This window comes from Mesorhizobium sp. M0870, from assembly GCF_040319775.1.
Taxonomy (GTDB): Bacteria; Pseudomonadota; Alphaproteobacteria; order Rhizobiales; family Rhizobiaceae; genus Mesorhizobium.
The window spans coordinates 165,166-179,687 of the sequence record NZ_JAMYOI010000009.1 but is presented as its reverse complement, the minus strand read 5'-3'; the positions used below and the strand labels follow the sequence as shown (position 1 = coordinate 179,687).

Here is a 14,522-nt window from a genome sequence, read left to right as displayed (position 1 = left end):
GCATTGTCTAAATAAGGAATGTCAATGCGGAGGCCAAGACCTTGGTCCGACGCCGATGACATCCACGCTTTCTGGAAGAGGAAGAAAATGGCCGGCGTCCGGTCGGTGGGGCCGTTGGGTGGTGAGGGCGCCGGCCAAGCGGACAATCAGGTCCGCCGCACCGTGGAGATGATCGATTCGCGGAGGCGGTGTTATGGCGTGATCGCGGAAGGCAATGTGGCGAGGTCGGCTTGTCGGGCGGCGAGTGACCTACGCCGCCTGCGCCATCCGCTCCGAGCTCATGCGGTAGGAGATCGCTTCGGCCAGATGGATTCGGCCGACGGTTTCGCTGGCGTCGAGATCGGCAAGCGTCCGTGCCACCTTCAGCACACGGTGATAGGCCCGCGCCGAAAAGGCGAGCTTTTCGCTGGCGTCCTTGAGCAGCGACAGGCCGGCGACGTCAGGCATGGCGATTTCCTCGATGATCGACGGTGAGCAATGCGCGTTGGTGGTGGCGCGGGTGGCGCCGAGCCGCTCGAAGCGTTCGCGCTGGATGGTGCGGGCGCGTGCCACGCGCATCGCCACATCGGCGCTTTTCTCCGCCCGGTCGGGCCGGATCAAGTCGCTGGCCGAGACCGCCGGCACTTCGATCCTGAGATCGATGCGATCGAGCAGCGGGCCCGAAATGCGCGCCTGATAGTCGGTGCGGCAACGCTCGCCGCGCAGGCAGCGATAGCCCGGCTCGCCGGCCATGCCGCAGCGGCACGGGTTCATCGCCGCCACCAGCTGGATACGCGCCGGATAGGTGACGCGATGGTTGGCCCGCGCGATCATGCAGTCGCCGGTCTCCAGCGGCTGGCGCAGCGCATCGAGCGTCTGCGGCGTGAACTCGGGAAACTCGTCGAGGAACAGCACGCCGTGATGGGCCAGCGACACCTCGCCCGGCCGCGCGCGGATGCCGCCGCCGACCATCGCCGCCATCGAGGCCGAATGATGCGGGGCGCGGAACGGCCGCCGGTCGGTCAGCTTGCCTTCGCCGAGCTCTCCCGCCACCGAGGCGATCATCGAGACTTCGAGCAATTCCTTCGGCGCCAGCGGCGGCAGGATCGACGGCAGCCGCTGCGCCAGCATCGATTTGCCGGATCCAGGCGGTCCGATCATAAGCAGATTATGACCGCCGGCCGCCGCCACCTCCAGCGCCCGCTTGGCGGTCTCCTGGCCCTTGATGTCGGCGAGGTCAGGCAGATCCAGCGCCGCGGCGTGCATACCGGCCTCGGGGCGCGACAGCACCTGCGTGCCACGAAAATGATTGGCGATGGCAATCAGGCTGCGCGGTGCCAGAATGTCGATATCCTTTCCAGCCCAGGCCGCTTCCGGCCCGCATGCGAACGGGCAGATCAGGCCCTTGCCCTCGGCATTGGCGGCGATCGCCGCCGGCAAGGAGCCGGCGACCGCGGCAATCGTGCCGTCGAGCGACAATTCTCCAAGCACGACATAGCCGGCCAGCATGTCGCCCGGAATGGCGCCCAGCGCGGCCATTAGGCCGAGTGCGATCGGCAGGTCGTAGTGGCTGCCTTCCTTCGGCAGGTCGGCCGGCGCCAGATTGACAGTCACCTTCTTCGACGGCATCGACAGGCCGGAAGCATGCAGTGCGGCCTGCACCCGCTCGCGGCTTTCGGCCACCGCCTTGTCGCCCAGGCCGACGATGTGCATGTTGACCTTGCCGGGCGCGATCATCACCTGCACGTCGACCGGCACGGCCTCGATGCCTTGGAAAGCGACCGTGCGAACCCGCGCCACCATTTTTTGTACCCCCGGACAGTAGTTCGCCCATGCCCTGGCGATCAGGGTGTGAGCGAAGTCAAAGAAGACAACCACAGATTTCGGAGTTAAGCAAGAACATTACGAGAACATATAGCTTCACCACGGTGAGGAATTCTGCCGGGAAGGAGCGCCGTCCATAAGCTAGGCTTTGATCGGAAGCTTGAGCGCCCGCTCCGTCAAAGGCTCGCTGGCATCAAAGATGACATACCCGAGCATAGATGGCTAGAATTTGTCGAACAGGCGCTCCACCTTGCGGGCGAACATTTCCCTCTGGTCATCAGAGATGTTTTCGACGGAATATCTCGTCAGGTAGAGGTGCCTCACGTTGCGGCCGCACATAGTCTTGAGACCGCGCAGCAGCACCTTTCTTCCCGGGTTTTGCATGTACAGTTCAGTATACCACCACGGCGACCCGCATGTGGTAACAACGCCCATCCGCCGGATGTTCAATAGCGCCGGCTTGATCACGCCACCGTCTGCCGGCAACTCGTAAGCCACCCCCGGTCGCCAAACTCGATCAAAATAACCCTTCAAGATTGCGGGCATGCCTGACCACCATGTCGGAAAGCAGAAAACGCATGCCTCCGCCCATCTCAACGCGTCGATGTAAACCTGCAAGTCGCTGGGTGCCTGGGCAGGGTCAAAGTGGCCATGTCTTTCTTCGGCATGCATCACAGGATCGAACTTCATCTGATGGAGATCGAAATCAACGACCTCGTCACCCCTGGCTTTGAGGGTCTGAACGACCCGTTTGTGGAGCGCCGCCTGGTAACTGTCGGCTAGTGGATGCGCGTAGACGACATTGATTTTCATGGCGCGGGCCTTCAGGCTTCGAACTACACGCACATATTAGCCGTCGCGCAACCAAGTGGAAACAGCAAGGTCAGTGGCGGGGAGGGAAAGCCCATCGCCGGTGTCGATCAGCAGCGGGCTTATGCAATCGCCCGATCAAATGAGGAACATTACAAGAATATGCAGCCGCGCCGGTCGCGGCTGGGTTGTGGCCGGTTGCAGAAACCGGAACATGGTTAAGACAAAGTGAAAACGGTTACGTCCGCCGCTTGTCCTCGACCGCGTCCCAGAACAGGCTGGCGATGTCGGCGCCGCCGAAACGCTTGACCTCACGCACGCCGGTCGGCGAGGTCACGTTGATCTCGGTCATGTAGTCGCCGATGACGTCGATGCCGACGAGGATGAAGCCGCGCTCTTTCAGCGACGGCCCGATGCGGGCGCAGATCTCGCGTTCGCGCTCCGTCAGTTCGGTCTTTTCGGCGCGGCCGCCGACATGCATGTTGGAGCGGGAATCGTGTTCGGCCGGCACCCGGTTGATGGCGCCGACCGGCTCGCCGTCGATCAGGATGATGCGCTTGTCGCCCTTGCGCACGTCCTTGAGATAGCGCTGCACGATATAGGGTTCGCGGAACATCTGGCCGAACATTTCCAGCAGCGAGGCAAGGTTGCGGTCGGCCTCCAGCATGTGGAAGATACCGGCGCCGCCATTGCCGTACAGCGGCTTGATGATGATGTCGCCGAACTCCTTGCGGAAGGCGGCAACTTCGAGTGGATCCTTGGTGATCAGCGTGTCCGGCATCAGGTCGGCAAATTCGGTGACGAAGATCTTTTCGGGGCTGTTGCGCACCCAGGCCGGGTCGTTGACCACGAGCGTTTTCGGATGGATGCGCTCCAGGATGTGCGTGGTGGTGATGTAGTTCATGTCGAAGGGTGGATCCTGGCGCAGCAGCACGACATCCATCTCCGACAGATCGGTGCGCACCTTCTCGCCCAGCGAATAGTGGCTGCCCTTCTCGTCGCGCACCTGCATTTCCTCGATGCGGGCAAACACCTTGCCGTCGCGCAACGACAGCCGATCCGGCGTGTAGTGGAACAGCTCATGGCCACGCCGCTGCGCTTCCAGCGACAGCGCGAACGAGGTGTCACCGGCGATCGACACGGTGGAGATGTGGTCCATCTGGACGGCGATTTTCAGCTTCATTGCGGGTCTCCGGAGGCTCGGATGGACGACTGTCTTGCCTGTACAGGCTCACTGCCCGTCTGCCAATCGCGACATTCCTAGGATTGGCACCCGACAGCCGAATGCGCTGCTTTCCTCGATCCTTCGAAACAGTCGCGGTTGCCCGTGGAAAATCGATTTCGCGATACGTTTCCTAAAGGGTTTGCTGCCAGTCTGAAAATAAATTCCGACGTCACAAAACAGGGACACCGATGCAAACTTCGTTTGGCACCGGTCAGGCAAACAGGGAGAGCACGGATCTGGCATTCACCGATCCGTTGACCGGGCTTGGCAACCATCGCCGCTTCTTCGACAAGGTCGATCGCCTGATCGCCGACCGTGCCGAGGATCCCGCGCCCTTTACCGTCGGCATTCTCGACCTCGACGGCTTCAAGCCGATCAACGATCTGTTCGGCCACAAGGCCGGCGACGACATCCTGATCCAGGTCGCGATGCGGCTGCGCGCCTCGATGGACGGCCATTCCACGGTCTGCCGCATCGGTGCCGACGAATTCGCCTTTCTCTATCCTCTGGTGTTCAGCGAGGATGCAGCGGCCGAAAAGTCCCGCATGCTGATCGAGATCCTGTCGGCGCCCTATGATGTCGGCGAACGCACCGCCAGGCTTTCGGCCTCGGTCGGCTGCTCGCTGTTCTATTCGGGCGACGAGACCACCGAGATCCTCATCAACAAGGCCGAGACGGCGCTCTATCACGCCAAGCGTTCCGGCCGTGGCCGCGTCGTCGTCTACACCCGTGAGATGGAAGAAGCGGCCAAGCGCGTCACCCGCATCGAACAGGCGCTGCGCCGGGCTGTCTCGGCCGGCGAGGTGGAGCCGCATTTCCAGCCCATCGTCGACCTCAACACGCGCCGCACCATCGGCTTCGAGACGCTGGCGCGCTGGACAGATCGCGACCTCGGCTCGGTGCCGCCGACCGTCTTCATTCCCATCGCCGAGGAGCGTGGCATCATCGGCCCGTTGTCGCAGCTGGTGCTGCGCAAGGCGACCGAGGCCGCCCGAAGCTGGCCGAAGGATCTGTTCCTGTCGTTCAACCTGTCGCCATCGCAGCTCGTCGACCAGAACACCGGCCTGCACATACTGGCGATCCTCGACCGCACCGGCTTCGATCCGCGCCGGCTGGAGATCGAGATCACCGAGACCGGCCTGATGAACGACCCGGCCTCTGCGGCGCAGATCGTCGAGGATCTGCGCCGCGTCGGCATCCGCGTCTCGCTCGACGATTTCGGCACAGGCCAGTCTTCGCTCGGCCGCTTGCGCGAATTCCATTTCGACAAGCTCAAGATCGACCGTGCCTTCGTCTCTTCCATTCTCGACGACCGCCCGTCCGAACACATCATCCGCGCCATTCTCGCAATGTGCGAGGGGCTCGGCATGGACGTGGTCGCCGAAGGCATCGAGCAGGAAGCGCAGGCCGATCGCCTCGTCCAGTTCGGCTGCGCCGGCGGGCAGGGCTATCTGTTCGGCAAGCCGGTCGATGCCGATGCCACGCTCGGCTATCTCCGCGATTCCTTCCGCGGCGCCCTCCGCGCCAAGGCGATCTGACCGGCGATCTCGAAGCGGTTTGCGACCCTGGTGACTTCACCTCGGGTGTCCAGCGCGGTGTATTGTCGTTTTGTCCGACATAAGCCCTGAAATTCGGCGGTTCGCCCTTGCCCGCGCGCCTTGCGTGGCTAGGATGCGCGCCGATCACGCTGGGAGACAGGAACGATGATGCCATCGGCGCATTTTGCCGACCTCGAAGGAGCCTCGGTGCTGATCACCGGCGGCGGCTCCGGAATAGGTGCTGCACTGACCGAGGGGTTTGTGCGCCAGGGCGCCAATGTCGCCTTCATCGACATCGCCGACGGTCCGAGCACGGCCCTTGCCGATCGCATCGAGAAAGAATTCGGCCGCCGGCCGCTCTATCTCAAGACCGATTTGCGCGACGTCGATGCCTTGCGGGCGTCGGCGGCCAAGGCGGCCGAGGCGCATGGCGATGTCACCGTCCTGGTCAACAATGCGGCCTGGGATGAACGCCACGCCGTCGAGGATGTGACGGTCGAGTTCTGGGACAACAACCAGGCCATCAATCTGCGGCCGCATTTCTTCACCGCGCAAGCGGTGGCGCCGGGCATGAAGCGGGCCGGCGGCGGTTCGATCATCAACTTCACCTCGACATCCTATCTGATCAACCACCCCGACATGCCGTCCTACACGGCCGCCAAGGCCGGTATCCTCGGCCTGACCAAGGGACTGGCCGGCAAGCTCGGTGTCGACGGCATCCGCGTCAACGCCATTGCGCCTGGCTGGGTGATCACCGAGCGGCAGAAGGAGCTCTGGGTGACCGAACAGGGGCTTGCCGCCCATGTTGCCAAGCAGTGCATCAAACAGGTGATGCAGCCCGACGACATCGTCGGCACCGTGCTGTTCCTCGCTTCGGACGCCTCGCGCATGCTGACCGCGCAGATGCTGGTCGTCGATGGAGGTTTCCTGTGAGCCAAGGGTTTGCCGGCGCACCGGCGGTTGCCGCCGTCGACTGGGGCACGACCCGCATGCGGGTCTGGCTGATCGACGGGCAAGGCAAGGTGCTTGCCGAACGCCGTGGCGATGATGGCCTGATCACCGCCCAGCAAAAGGGCTTTTCGACCATCCTCGAAGGGCACCTGGCGGCGATGGGAGCACCAGCGGCGCTGCCCGTCATCATCTGCGGCATGGCCGGATCCCGCCAGGGCTGGCTGGAAGCGCCCTATGTCACCGTGCCGGCGCCGCTTAGCGCCATTCTTGCTGGTGCCGCCAGCGTGCCCGGCCAGAGCCGCGACATCCGCATCGTTCCGGGTCTTGCCCAGCGGCTGACCGATGCGCCCGACGTCATGCGCGGCGAGGAAACCCAGCTCGCCGGCGCCGGCCTGCCGGCCAGGGGGCGCCAGCTGGTCTGCATGCCCGGTACCCATTCGAAATGGGTGCTGATAGAGGATGGCGCGGTTGCCGGCTTCGGCACCTGGCCGACCGGTGAGCTGTTTTCCGTGCTTGCCGCGCATTCGATCCTGCGCCATTCGCTCGGCGAACATCCGAAGCCCGTCACATCGGACAATCCGTTCTTCCGCCGCTGGTGCGAAACCGCATTGGGTGAAGGCGGCGATGTCACCTCGCGGCTGTTTTCCATCCGCGCCGCCGGCCTGCTGCAGGACTTGAAAGCCGACGATGCCGCCGCCTGCCTGTCCGGCCTTCTGATCGGCGGCGAGATCGCCTCCGCCAGCCGCCGGCACGGCGCCGGTGCCGAACCCATCGTACTGGTCGCCTCCGGCGCGCTGGGAACGCTGTACGGCGAGGCACTCGGCCTTGCCGGCCTCGAGGTTCGGGCCGTCGACGCCGACGAAGCGGTGCGTGCCGGTCTCGTCGAGGCGGCGCGTGAGAACGGCATGATCGCCAGAATTGGAGCAGCCCGATGAGCCAGACCGCACCGTTTCCAAAACTCAAGCGCGGGCTGGTCGCCATCCTTCGCGGGCTCAAGCCCACCGAGGCGATGGCCATGGGCCAGGCGCTGTTCGACGCCGGCATCGAGGCGATCGAAGTGCCGCTGAACTCACCGCAACCGTTCTCGTCGATCGCCCGCATCGTCCAAGTGCTGCCGAAAACGGCACTGGTCGGTGCCGGCACGGTGCTGACGCCGGCCGATGTCGATGGCTTGCACCAGGCCGGAGGGCGGCTGCTGGTCAGTCCCAACGTCGATGCCGAGGTCATGGCGCGCGCCATGCATTACGGCATGGTGACGATGCCCGGCGTGTTCACGCCGACCGAAGCCTTGCTGGCGATCAAGCTCGGCGCCTCAGCCCTGAAATTCTTCCCGGCGAGCGTGCTGGGTGCCGGCGGCATTTCAGCGATGCGCGCTGTGTTGCCGGCGCAGACGCTGGTCGGTGCCGTCGGCGGCGTCTCCGAAAAAGATTTTGCCGGCTACAAGGCGGCCGGCGTTACCGCCTTTGGACTGGGATCCAGCCTGTTCAAGCCGGGCATGAGCGTCGACGAGGTGGCCGCGCGGGCCGAGGCGGCGGTGACAGCCTGGGATGCGGCGTTCGGAGAAGCAGGATGAGCGAAGCGATCGTTACGGTTTTTTCCGATCACGTCTGCCAGCTCGGCGAGGGACCGAGCTACGATCCCGCCACCGATACGCTCTACTGGTTCGACATCGTCAACGGTCAGCTTCTGGAAAAGCGGCTTTCCGGCGGCGCGACCACCGTCCATGAGCTTGGCCAGATGGCGAGCGCCATCGCCGTCATCGATGACAAGCGCCAGCTTATCGCCGCCGAAACCGGCCTTTATGTCCGCGATGTCGCGACCGGCAGACTGACGCTGCACACGTCTGTCGAGGCCGGCAATCCGGTTACGCGCTCCAACGATTCCCGGGTCCACCCCTGCGGCGCCTTGTGGATGGGCACCATGGGCAAGGGCGAGGAAAAGGGTGCGGGTTCGATCTACTGGTTTTTCAGAGGCGAACTGCGCCGGCTGTTTTCGGACATCACCGTCTCCAATTCGATCTGTTTTACCGAGGATGGCGCAATCGCCCACTACACCGACACCTCGACCGGGCTGCTGATGCGCGTCGCCTGCGACCCGGCGACCGGCCTGCCTGCCGGTGAGCCAAAGCTGTTCGTCGATCACCGCTCGGCCAAGGGCTATATCGACGGGTCCGTGCTCGACCGCGACGGCATCCTGTGGAACGCCGTCTGGGGCGGCAGCGTCATCGAAGCCTACGGACCCGACGGCAAGCTCGTCCGCACGGTCGCCATGCCGGTGACGCAGCCATCTTGCCCGGCCTTTGTCGGCGCCAAGGCCGACCGGCTGGCGGTCACTTCCGCCTGGTCGGGCAAGGATGAGAAGCAGCGTCTGCTGGATCTGCAGGGCGGCATGACCTTTCTGCTCGATATTCCCGTCAACGGCCGCTTCGAGCCGCGCGTGCTGATCGCCTGAGCGAACTGGATTCTGCGGTTGGACGGTGCGTTGTCACGCAACCGCCCGCGCCATGTCGGTTTCACGAGAGCCTGACGCCTTGACCATGCGATGGTAGGCGATCCTACTGCCGGGGATCGTCATCTCATGCCCAGCCGCAAGCCGAAACTGATCCTCGTCCATGAGCCGGAAAAGGCCTGCCTGGACCGTCTGGTCGCCGACGGTCATGCACCGCAGCGCGCCGGCGAAATCGCGTCCTATCTGGCGCAGTCGACCGACCTCGCCCCCGAATTCGACGTGCTTGGCCGTGCCTGCCAGGCACGCGGCCTGTCGTTCACGCCGGTGGCGCTGGACGAGGCCACCGGCGTGCTCGCCGGCGAGCATCCCAGCACAACGCTGGTCTGGACGCTGACCGACGGCATCGCCTATTTTCGCGGCGGCGCGGCGCCCGCTCTGGCGCGATTGGGCGGTTTCAAGACGATCGGCGCAGATGATGCGCTGTTCGCACTCTGCCAGGACAAGTTCCGCTCCGGCGCCGTGCTCGGCGCACTCGGCCTGCCGGTGCCGCAGGCCGGGCTTGCGCGCGACGGCCAATGGCTGGTCGAGCCGCCGGCCTCGCCCGCCGGCTGGTTCGTCAAGCCCAACCGGCTCGGCGCCAAGATCGGCATCTGGCCGGATTCGCGCTGTTGCGATCTCGCCCACGCTTTGGAACTCAGCCGGCGCGTCTTTTCGGCCTATCGCGACGATGTCGTCGTCCAGCCCTATGTCGCCGGCCGCAACGTGCGCGCCAGTTTCCTCGGCCTGGTGCCAGGCGCCGGGGTCGAAGCGCTTGGCGTGGCTTTTGTCGATTCAGGCGCCGATTTCCAGACCATGGCGGACAGCCTGGCGCTCTACGGCGACACCGGCGAGGCAGCGAAGGCGGAGGGACATTACGCCGAACCGGAGCTCGTTGCGGTTGCCGACAGCCAGCCGGCCGCCGACGCCACGATACGTGCGATCGCCGGGCGGCTGATGAGCGGGCTCGGCCTGCGCGATGTGTTTTCCATCGATCTCAGGGTCGAGGCCGACGACACCGTCCACCTCATCGAGTTCGAGGTTTGCCCCGGCCTGCCCTGCTTCGATTTTCGCGCCTATTGCCGCCAGCAATGGGGCCTCGATCTGGCCGGCGCCATGGCCGAAACTGCGGCCAGCCGGCTGACCGGTGTCGACCGATAGCTGTGCGCCTTGTGTCGGCGAGCTAACCAGCAGACGCTACCCGCCAGGCATTCGCTCGGCCGCCTGCAAGGACGGATCCATCTTGTCCCAGGCATGGCCGTGGCTCGTGTAGGTCACCATCTGCGGGCTGAACTGTTCCGGATCGTCGAGGCTGGCCGCGTGGACCGCTATGAATTCCGGCATGGCGACGGATATCAAAAAGACCGGCGTTCCGCAGGTTGGACAGAAGGTGTGGATTTTTTCATTGCCGCTGGCGCCCGCCACGCGCCAGGTGCTCACCTCCCCGGTAATTGCCATATCGGTGCGCTGGCCGAAGGTCAGGTAGGATCCGTGGCCGGTGCCTGAGCGCTTCTGGCAATCGCTGCACTGGCAGTGGTTCTGGAAGATCGGCTCGTCATTGGTTTCGTAACGGATCGCGCCGCATGCGCAGCCGCCGGTATAGCGCTTGGTCATCGTTATTCTCCCGCGGCGATCAGGGCTGATTTCGGCTTGGCGAAAATGTCGATGCCGCTGCCGGTTTCGAGGAAGGATTTCATGCTCGACAGCACCGCCGGCCAGCCCTGGCTGACGCCTTTCGCCATGCCGCTGCCGGCTTCGAGTTCGTCATGGCTGACGGTCAGCCGCACCATGGTGTCGTATTCCTCGATGGCGAACGTCACCCGGCTCGTTTTTGACGGATCGTCGGCCTGCGAAGCGTTCGCCCAGGTGATGACGAGGCGGGTCGGCGGCGAAACCTCGACGACATTGCCGACGAGTTCGACGGTCCGTTCGTCATTGGCGCGGATATGCTCCCATTTCGAGCCCGGCGTCCATTCGGAGACGTTCTCGTGACCCCAGTAGCGCTTTGCGACATCGGGCTTGATTATGGCCTCGAACACCTTCTGCGGCGTCGAGCGGATATAGGTCACGTAGACAAAGCTGGTCGTTTCCCTGGTCATTGGTCTTCTCCTTCGAGTTCTTGCTTCAGGTCGTGCAACAGGCTGAGCCGCTGCCGTTCGAATTTCCGTACCCAGCGCTCGTAGACTTCGTGCAAGGGCACGGGATTGATGAAATGCAGCTTTTCGCGGCCGCGCTTGACCGTGCTCACCAGATTGGCCGCCTCCAGCAGATCGAGGTGCTGGGTGGCGGATTGCCTGGCCATGTCCAGGTTTTCGCAAAGCTGACCGAGCGTCTGCCCGTTCTGCTCGCACAGAAGGTCAAGCAGCCTTCTGCGTGTCGGGTCGCCCAGCGCTTTGAAAACCTTGTCGGCGTCCATCTGCCTCACTCTGTTGTAAGGCATAATATGCAGGTAAATACCTGCATGTCAACCTACAGTTCGCCCCGCATCGCAAGACTGGATGCGGCTATTCGGACTCGGACGTTGATTGCGCGATGGGCCGCCCCGGCCATGTACCTGATGTCGGAGCCCTGCTTAGCGGCGCCAAACTGCGGACGTAAACCTGCAGGATTTCGTCTGAAGTCCTGCTACTAGCGCTGCAGCAGGGATTTGACAGGATGCCTATCGACGGCCGAGATTTCATCGTTCGTTGGTGGACCATCCTAAGCGTTCGAGATTGGCCGAAGCCTCCCAACTTCGTCATCCTAGGGCGAAGCAGGAGCGAAGCTCCGTCGCGGAGACTCTGGGATCCATGCCGCGACCTTGGCCGAAGAATGCAGCGGAGCAGAATTCTACACCGCTGCAACGCTTTGAAGTCGCGGCATGGATGCTCGGGTCTGCGCTGCGTCGCTACGCTCCTTGCTTCGCCCGTGGATGACGAAGGCGCTGGGCGTTTGCGGCAATCGCCAAGGTATGCCGTCCGTCACACCCGCGATTCGTCAAAACTGCTCGAGGCGGATTTTAGGCGCCCTCGACCAGAACGATCTCGCCGTCGGCGACCTTCTGACGGATGGCGACGGCGCGCTGGTATTCCGGCGAATGGTAGCAATCATGCGCGGCGGCGAGCGATTCGAACTCTATGATGACATTGCGTGCCCGGCCGGGGCCTTCGGCCTTTTCATGCTCTCCGCCGCGCGCCAGAAACTTCGCGCCGAAGCGCTCGAAGGCAGGCTTGGCGGCGGCGACGTAGTCCTTGTAGCCTTCCGCGTCGCGCACATCGACACGGGCGATCCAGTATCCCTTGGGCATTTTCTTGGTCTCCGAACTTGTTCTTGGAAATCTCAGGCCGAGCGCATCTCGTCGAGGATGGCTTCGGCCGCTTCCCGTTTGTTGGCCGCAGCAATGATAGGCCTGCCGACGACGAGGTGGCTGGCGCCGTTGCGGATCGCCTGGCCCGGCGTCACCACGCGCTTCTGGTCGCCATGATCGCTGCCCGCCGGCCGGATGCCGGGCGTCACCACCGCCATGTCGGGGCCGACGATGCGGCGCACCGCTTCGGCTTCCGCGGCCGAGCAGACGATGCCCCCCATGCCGGCATGCAGCGCCTGTTCCGAGCGCCGCAGCACCAGCGTATGCGGGTCGTACTCATAGCCGACGTCGATCATGTCCTGCTCGTCCATCGAGGTCAGCACGCTGACCGCAAGCAGGCAAAGATCGCTGCCTCTGGCCGCCTCTACGGCGGCCTGCATAGCCTTCGGGTAGGCGTGGATGGTCAGCATGGTCATGCCCATCTTGACGATGTTCTCGACGCCCTTGGCCACCGTGTGGTCGATGTCGAGCAGCTTCATGTCGAGGAAAACCTTGGTGCCGCCGCTGGCCAGTTCCCTGGCGAAATCGAGCCCGCCGGCGAAGGCAAGCTGGTAGCCGATCTTGTAGAAGGAGACGACGCCGTCGAGTTCGCGCACCGCCTGCTCGGCCTCCCTCACGGTCGGGACATCGAGGCCGACTATCAGTCTTTCCTGCATGGATCGTGCCTGTATGGATTGTGCCTGCATCGTCGTTGCGATCACGCCTCGATCCGGGTGGACAGCATGCGCGAGGTTTCGATCAGGGTGCGGCATAGGTGCTCCATCGATTTGTGCAGTCTTTCGTCACGGAAGTTTCCATCCTCGTCGAAGGCGCCGCCGCCGTCGGGCACCGAGCATTCCGGCGTCACCACCTCCATCTGGCAGCGCACCAGCACCGCGCGCAGATGGTTGATGCAGCGGATGCCGGCAAAGTGCCCGCTGGAGGACGAACAGAGGCCGGCGACCTTGCCGGCCAGCGGCCTCACCGGCCGGCCGCCATCCCTGCGCACCCGGCTCACCCAGTCGATCGTGTTCTTGAGCAGCGGCGGAATGGAGCCATTATATTCGGGCGTGGCGATCAGCAGCCCGTCATGGGCGATCACCAGACGGCCAAGTTTCTGGGCGTTTTCAGGAACGCCTTTTTCCTTTTCCAAATCCTCGTCCATGATCGGCAGGGGGTAGTCGGCAAGCGAGATGCGGGTCACCTCGGCGCCCTGCATGGCGAGTTCCTTCTGCGCCACGTCGGCGGTCCTGCCGCTATAGGCGCCGCTGCGAACCGAGCCGGCGAAGACGAGGATTTTCGGGATCACTGCCATTGGCCACCCTTGTTCCCGGACAGGTACAGCCAAGGATCGAGCAAATCAACGCCAACTTCGTCATCCTTGGGCGAAGCAGGAGCGAAGCTCCGTCGTGGAGACCCTGGAATCCATTCCGTGACAGCTATCCAGGAGTGCAGCGGAACAGAATTCTGCGCCGTAGCGGCGCTCGGAAGTCGCGGCATGGATCCTCGGGTCTGCGCTGCGTCGCTGCGCTCCTTGCTCCGCCCGTGGATGACGAAGCGAGGGACGTTCCCGCCATCGCCAAGGTATGCGGTGAGCACTGGCGATCCGCGAACAACCCTGCGCCGAGAAATTAATGCGCTTCGCGGCGGTAGATCCACAGCTGGGTCGGCGGGATGTTGCGGAGGATGAAATCGAAATGCTTGACCGTATAATTGCCACGGCCGGCCGGGATCGGCGACATCGGGCCGTAGGTCAGCTGCACGATCGGCCGTCCGGCCGGGATGCGGTCAAGCAGGCTTTCGATATAGGCAATGCGCTGGGCGACCGGGAAGTTGAGCAGCGGCACGCCGGAAACGACGGAATCGAAGATCATCCCGCTCTTGTCGCCAAGCGTGGCGTTGAGGTTGAAGGCGTCGCCCTCGATGACGTTGACGCCGGGATAGAGTCGCCGCAGGTGACGGACGAAATCCGTGGAATACTCGACCGCGTAGAGGTTCTCGGGCCGCACGCCCTGGGCGAGGATGGCGCGGGTGATGACGCCGGTACCGGGACCGACCTCGAGCACCGGCAGGCCGGATTTAGGATTGACGATCGACGCCATCTTGCGCGCGGTGACCGAACTGGTCGGCACGATCGAACCAACCGCCTTCGGCTTGTCGATCCAGCCCTTGAAGAATTTGAGTTCGTCGTCGAACTTTTCGACAAGCGCCTTCCGCAGTCCAGGGCCACGTGTCATGCAAGCTCTCCTCAGCGCTCCCCGCAAGTTACTTAGCACCTGAGCGGTGCTAGGCAAGGCGCGGCCGGACGCATGTCGTGGATAAGATAATTTTCGTCGCGTCTCAAGGGGTGACGAGATTCAAGGATTTACGCGTTGCAAATCGGCTT

At 63.8% G+C, this 14,522-nt stretch carries 16 protein-coding genes; 6 read left to right on the top strand and 10 right to left on the bottom strand.

The genetic code is table 11. The features are described 5' to 3' along the window. Positions 1-249: 249 nt before the first annotated feature. The 3 genes from NKH97_RS13725 to gshB form a co-directional block, all read right to left on the bottom strand. Positions 250-1,782, bottom strand: a complete 1,533-nt coding sequence (locus NKH97_RS13725; protein ID WP_352797304.1) for a YifB family Mg chelatase-like AAA ATPase — start codon at positions 1,780-1,782, stop codon at positions 250-252. Positions 1,783-2,025: 243 nt separating this feature from the next. Next, entirely contained in the window at positions 2,026-2,616 is a 591-nt protein-coding gene (locus NKH97_RS13720; RefSeq protein ID WP_128305158.1) for an NAD(P)H-dependent oxidoreductase, read from the bottom strand. 235 nt (positions 2,617-2,851) lie between these two features. Next, positions 2,852-3,796 carry a glutathione synthase gene (gene gshB / locus NKH97_RS13715; RefSeq protein WP_352442625.1) on the bottom strand — a complete coding sequence of 315 codons (945 nt, stop codon included), beginning with the start codon at positions 3,794-3,796 and terminating at the stop codon, positions 2,852-2,854. A gap of 230 nt (positions 3,797-4,026) precedes the next feature. On the opposite strand from gshB, the gene NKH97_RS13710 reads away from it, so the two are divergent. The 6 genes from NKH97_RS13710 to NKH97_RS13685 all read left to right on the top strand — a co-directional run bounded on the left by NKH97_RS13710 (position 4,027) and on the right by NKH97_RS13685 (position 9,972). Further along, a complete protein-coding gene (locus NKH97_RS13710) occupies positions 4,027-5,376 on the top strand; it encodes a putative bifunctional diguanylate cyclase/phosphodiesterase (protein WP_128305156.1) in 1,350 nt (449 codons plus the stop codon). 165 nt (positions 5,377-5,541) lie between these two features. Continuing rightward, a complete protein-coding gene (locus NKH97_RS13705; RefSeq protein WP_352752026.1) occupies positions 5,542-6,309 on the top strand; it encodes an SDR family NAD(P)-dependent oxidoreductase in 768 nt (255 codons plus the stop codon). After that, entirely contained in the window at positions 6,306-7,262 is a 957-nt protein-coding gene (locus NKH97_RS13700; RefSeq protein ID WP_352752024.1) for a 2-dehydro-3-deoxygalactonokinase, read from the top strand. Before NKH97_RS13705 ends, NKH97_RS13700 begins: the two co-directional genes overlap by 4 nt. Beyond that, positions 7,259-7,900: a 2-dehydro-3-deoxy-6-phosphogalactonate aldolase gene (locus NKH97_RS13695; protein WP_352752023.1), complete on the top strand. Its 642-nt coding sequence runs from the start codon at positions 7,259-7,261 to the stop codon at positions 7,898-7,900. The genes NKH97_RS13700 and NKH97_RS13695 overlap by 4 nt, the downstream gene beginning before the upstream one ends. Continuing rightward, a complete protein-coding gene (locus tag NKH97_RS13690) occupies positions 7,897-8,778 on the top strand; it encodes an SMP-30/gluconolactonase/LRE family protein (protein ID WP_352720952.1) in 882 nt (293 codons plus the stop codon). The genes NKH97_RS13695 and NKH97_RS13690 overlap by 4 nt, the downstream gene beginning before the upstream one ends. A gap of 126 nt (positions 8,779-8,904) precedes the next feature. Then, positions 8,905-9,972: a D-alanine--D-alanine ligase family protein gene (locus NKH97_RS13685; protein ID WP_352752021.1), complete on the top strand. Its 1,068-nt coding sequence runs from the start codon at positions 8,905-8,907 to the stop codon at positions 9,970-9,972. 36 nt (positions 9,973-10,008) lie between these two features. Here NKH97_RS13685 and NKH97_RS13680 read toward each other — a convergent pair whose 3' ends face one another. From NKH97_RS13680 to pmtA, 7 genes are all read right to left on the bottom strand, one after another. Then, complete coding sequence (locus NKH97_RS13680) at positions 10,009-10,425, bottom strand: GFA family protein (RefSeq protein ID WP_128305150.1); 417 nt, start codon at positions 10,423-10,425, stop codon at positions 10,009-10,011. Between the two features lie 2 nt (positions 10,426-10,427). Then, positions 10,428-10,910 (bottom strand): SRPBCC family protein, encoded by a 483-nt coding sequence (locus NKH97_RS13675; protein WP_128305149.1) that lies wholly within the window; start codon positions 10,908-10,910, stop codon positions 10,428-10,430. Further along, positions 10,907-11,227, bottom strand: a complete 321-nt coding sequence (locus NKH97_RS13670; protein WP_056592605.1) for an ArsR/SmtB family transcription factor — start codon at positions 11,225-11,227, stop codon at positions 10,907-10,909. The genes NKH97_RS13675 and NKH97_RS13670 overlap by 4 nt, the downstream gene beginning before the upstream one ends. A 582-nt stretch (positions 11,228-11,809) precedes the next feature. Continuing rightward, positions 11,810-12,097, bottom strand: coding sequence for a DUF1330 domain-containing protein (locus tag NKH97_RS13665; RefSeq protein WP_023762651.1), 288 nt, complete (start codon positions 12,095-12,097; stop codon positions 11,810-11,812). Between the two features lie 32 nt (positions 12,098-12,129). Further along, positions 12,130-12,843 carry an orotidine-5'-phosphate decarboxylase gene (pyrF, locus tag NKH97_RS13660; protein WP_031213922.1) on the bottom strand — a complete coding sequence of 238 codons (714 nt, stop codon included), beginning with the start codon at positions 12,841-12,843 and terminating at the stop codon, positions 12,130-12,132. Positions 12,844-12,854: 11 nt separating this feature from the next. Further along, entirely contained in the window at positions 12,855-13,451 is a 597-nt protein-coding gene (locus tag NKH97_RS13655) for an NADPH-dependent FMN reductase (RefSeq protein WP_023814188.1), read from the bottom strand. A 316-nt stretch (positions 13,452-13,767) separates the two neighbouring features. Beyond that, on the bottom strand, positions 13,768-14,373 hold the full coding sequence (gene pmtA, locus NKH97_RS13650) for a phospholipid N-methyltransferase PmtA (RefSeq protein ID WP_128305147.1): 606 nt from the start codon (positions 14,371-14,373) through the stop codon (positions 13,768-13,770). Positions 14,374-14,522: the final 149 nt, after the last annotated feature.

Excerpts from the sequence above, each read along its gene's own strand:
- NKH97_RS13725 (WP_352797304.1), bottom strand. The coding sequence starts at position 1,782 with ATGGTGGCGCGGGTTCGCACGGTCGCTTTCCAAGGCATCGAGGCCGTG.
- NKH97_RS13720 (WP_128305158.1), bottom strand. The coding sequence starts at position 2,616 with ATGAAAATCAATGTCGTCTACGCGCATCCACTAGCCGACAGTTACCAG.
- gshB (WP_352442625.1), bottom strand. The coding sequence starts at position 3,796 with ATGAAGCTGAAAATCGCCGTCCAGATGGACCACATCTCCACCGTGTCG.
- NKH97_RS13710 (WP_128305156.1), top strand. The coding sequence starts at position 4,027 with ATGCAAACTTCGTTTGGCACCGGTCAGGCAAACAGGGAGAGCACGGAT.
- NKH97_RS13705 (WP_352752026.1), top strand. The coding sequence starts at position 5,542 with ATGATGCCATCGGCGCATTTTGCCGACCTCGAAGGAGCCTCGGTGCTG.
- NKH97_RS13695 (WP_352752023.1), top strand. The coding sequence starts at position 7,259 with ATGAGCCAGACCGCACCGTTTCCAAAACTCAAGCGCGGGCTGGTCGCC.
- NKH97_RS13690 (WP_352720952.1), top strand. The coding sequence starts at position 7,897 with ATGAGCGAAGCGATCGTTACGGTTTTTTCCGATCACGTCTGCCAGCTC.
- NKH97_RS13685 (WP_352752021.1), top strand. The coding sequence starts at position 8,905 with ATGCCCAGCCGCAAGCCGAAACTGATCCTCGTCCATGAGCCGGAAAAG.
- NKH97_RS13680 (WP_128305150.1), bottom strand. The coding sequence starts at position 10,425 with ATGACCAAGCGCTATACCGGCGGCTGCGCATGCGGCGCGATCCGTTAC.
- NKH97_RS13675 (WP_128305149.1), bottom strand. The coding sequence starts at position 10,910 with ATGACCAGGGAAACGACCAGCTTTGTCTACGTGACCTATATCCGCTCG.
- NKH97_RS13670 (WP_056592605.1), bottom strand. The coding sequence starts at position 11,227 with ATGGACGCCGACAAGGTTTTCAAAGCGCTGGGCGACCCGACACGCAGA.
- NKH97_RS13665 (WP_023762651.1), bottom strand. The coding sequence starts at position 12,097 with ATGCCCAAGGGATACTGGATCGCCCGTGTCGATGTGCGCGACGCGGAA.
- pyrF (WP_031213922.1), bottom strand. The coding sequence starts at position 12,843 with ATGCAGGCACAATCCATACAGGCACGATCCATGCAGGAAAGACTGATA.
- NKH97_RS13655 (WP_023814188.1), bottom strand. The coding sequence starts at position 13,451 with ATGGCAGTGATCCCGAAAATCCTCGTCTTCGCCGGCTCGGTTCGCAGC.
- pmtA (WP_128305147.1), bottom strand. The coding sequence starts at position 14,373 with ATGACACGTGGCCCTGGACTGCGGAAGGCGCTTGTCGAAAAGTTCGAC.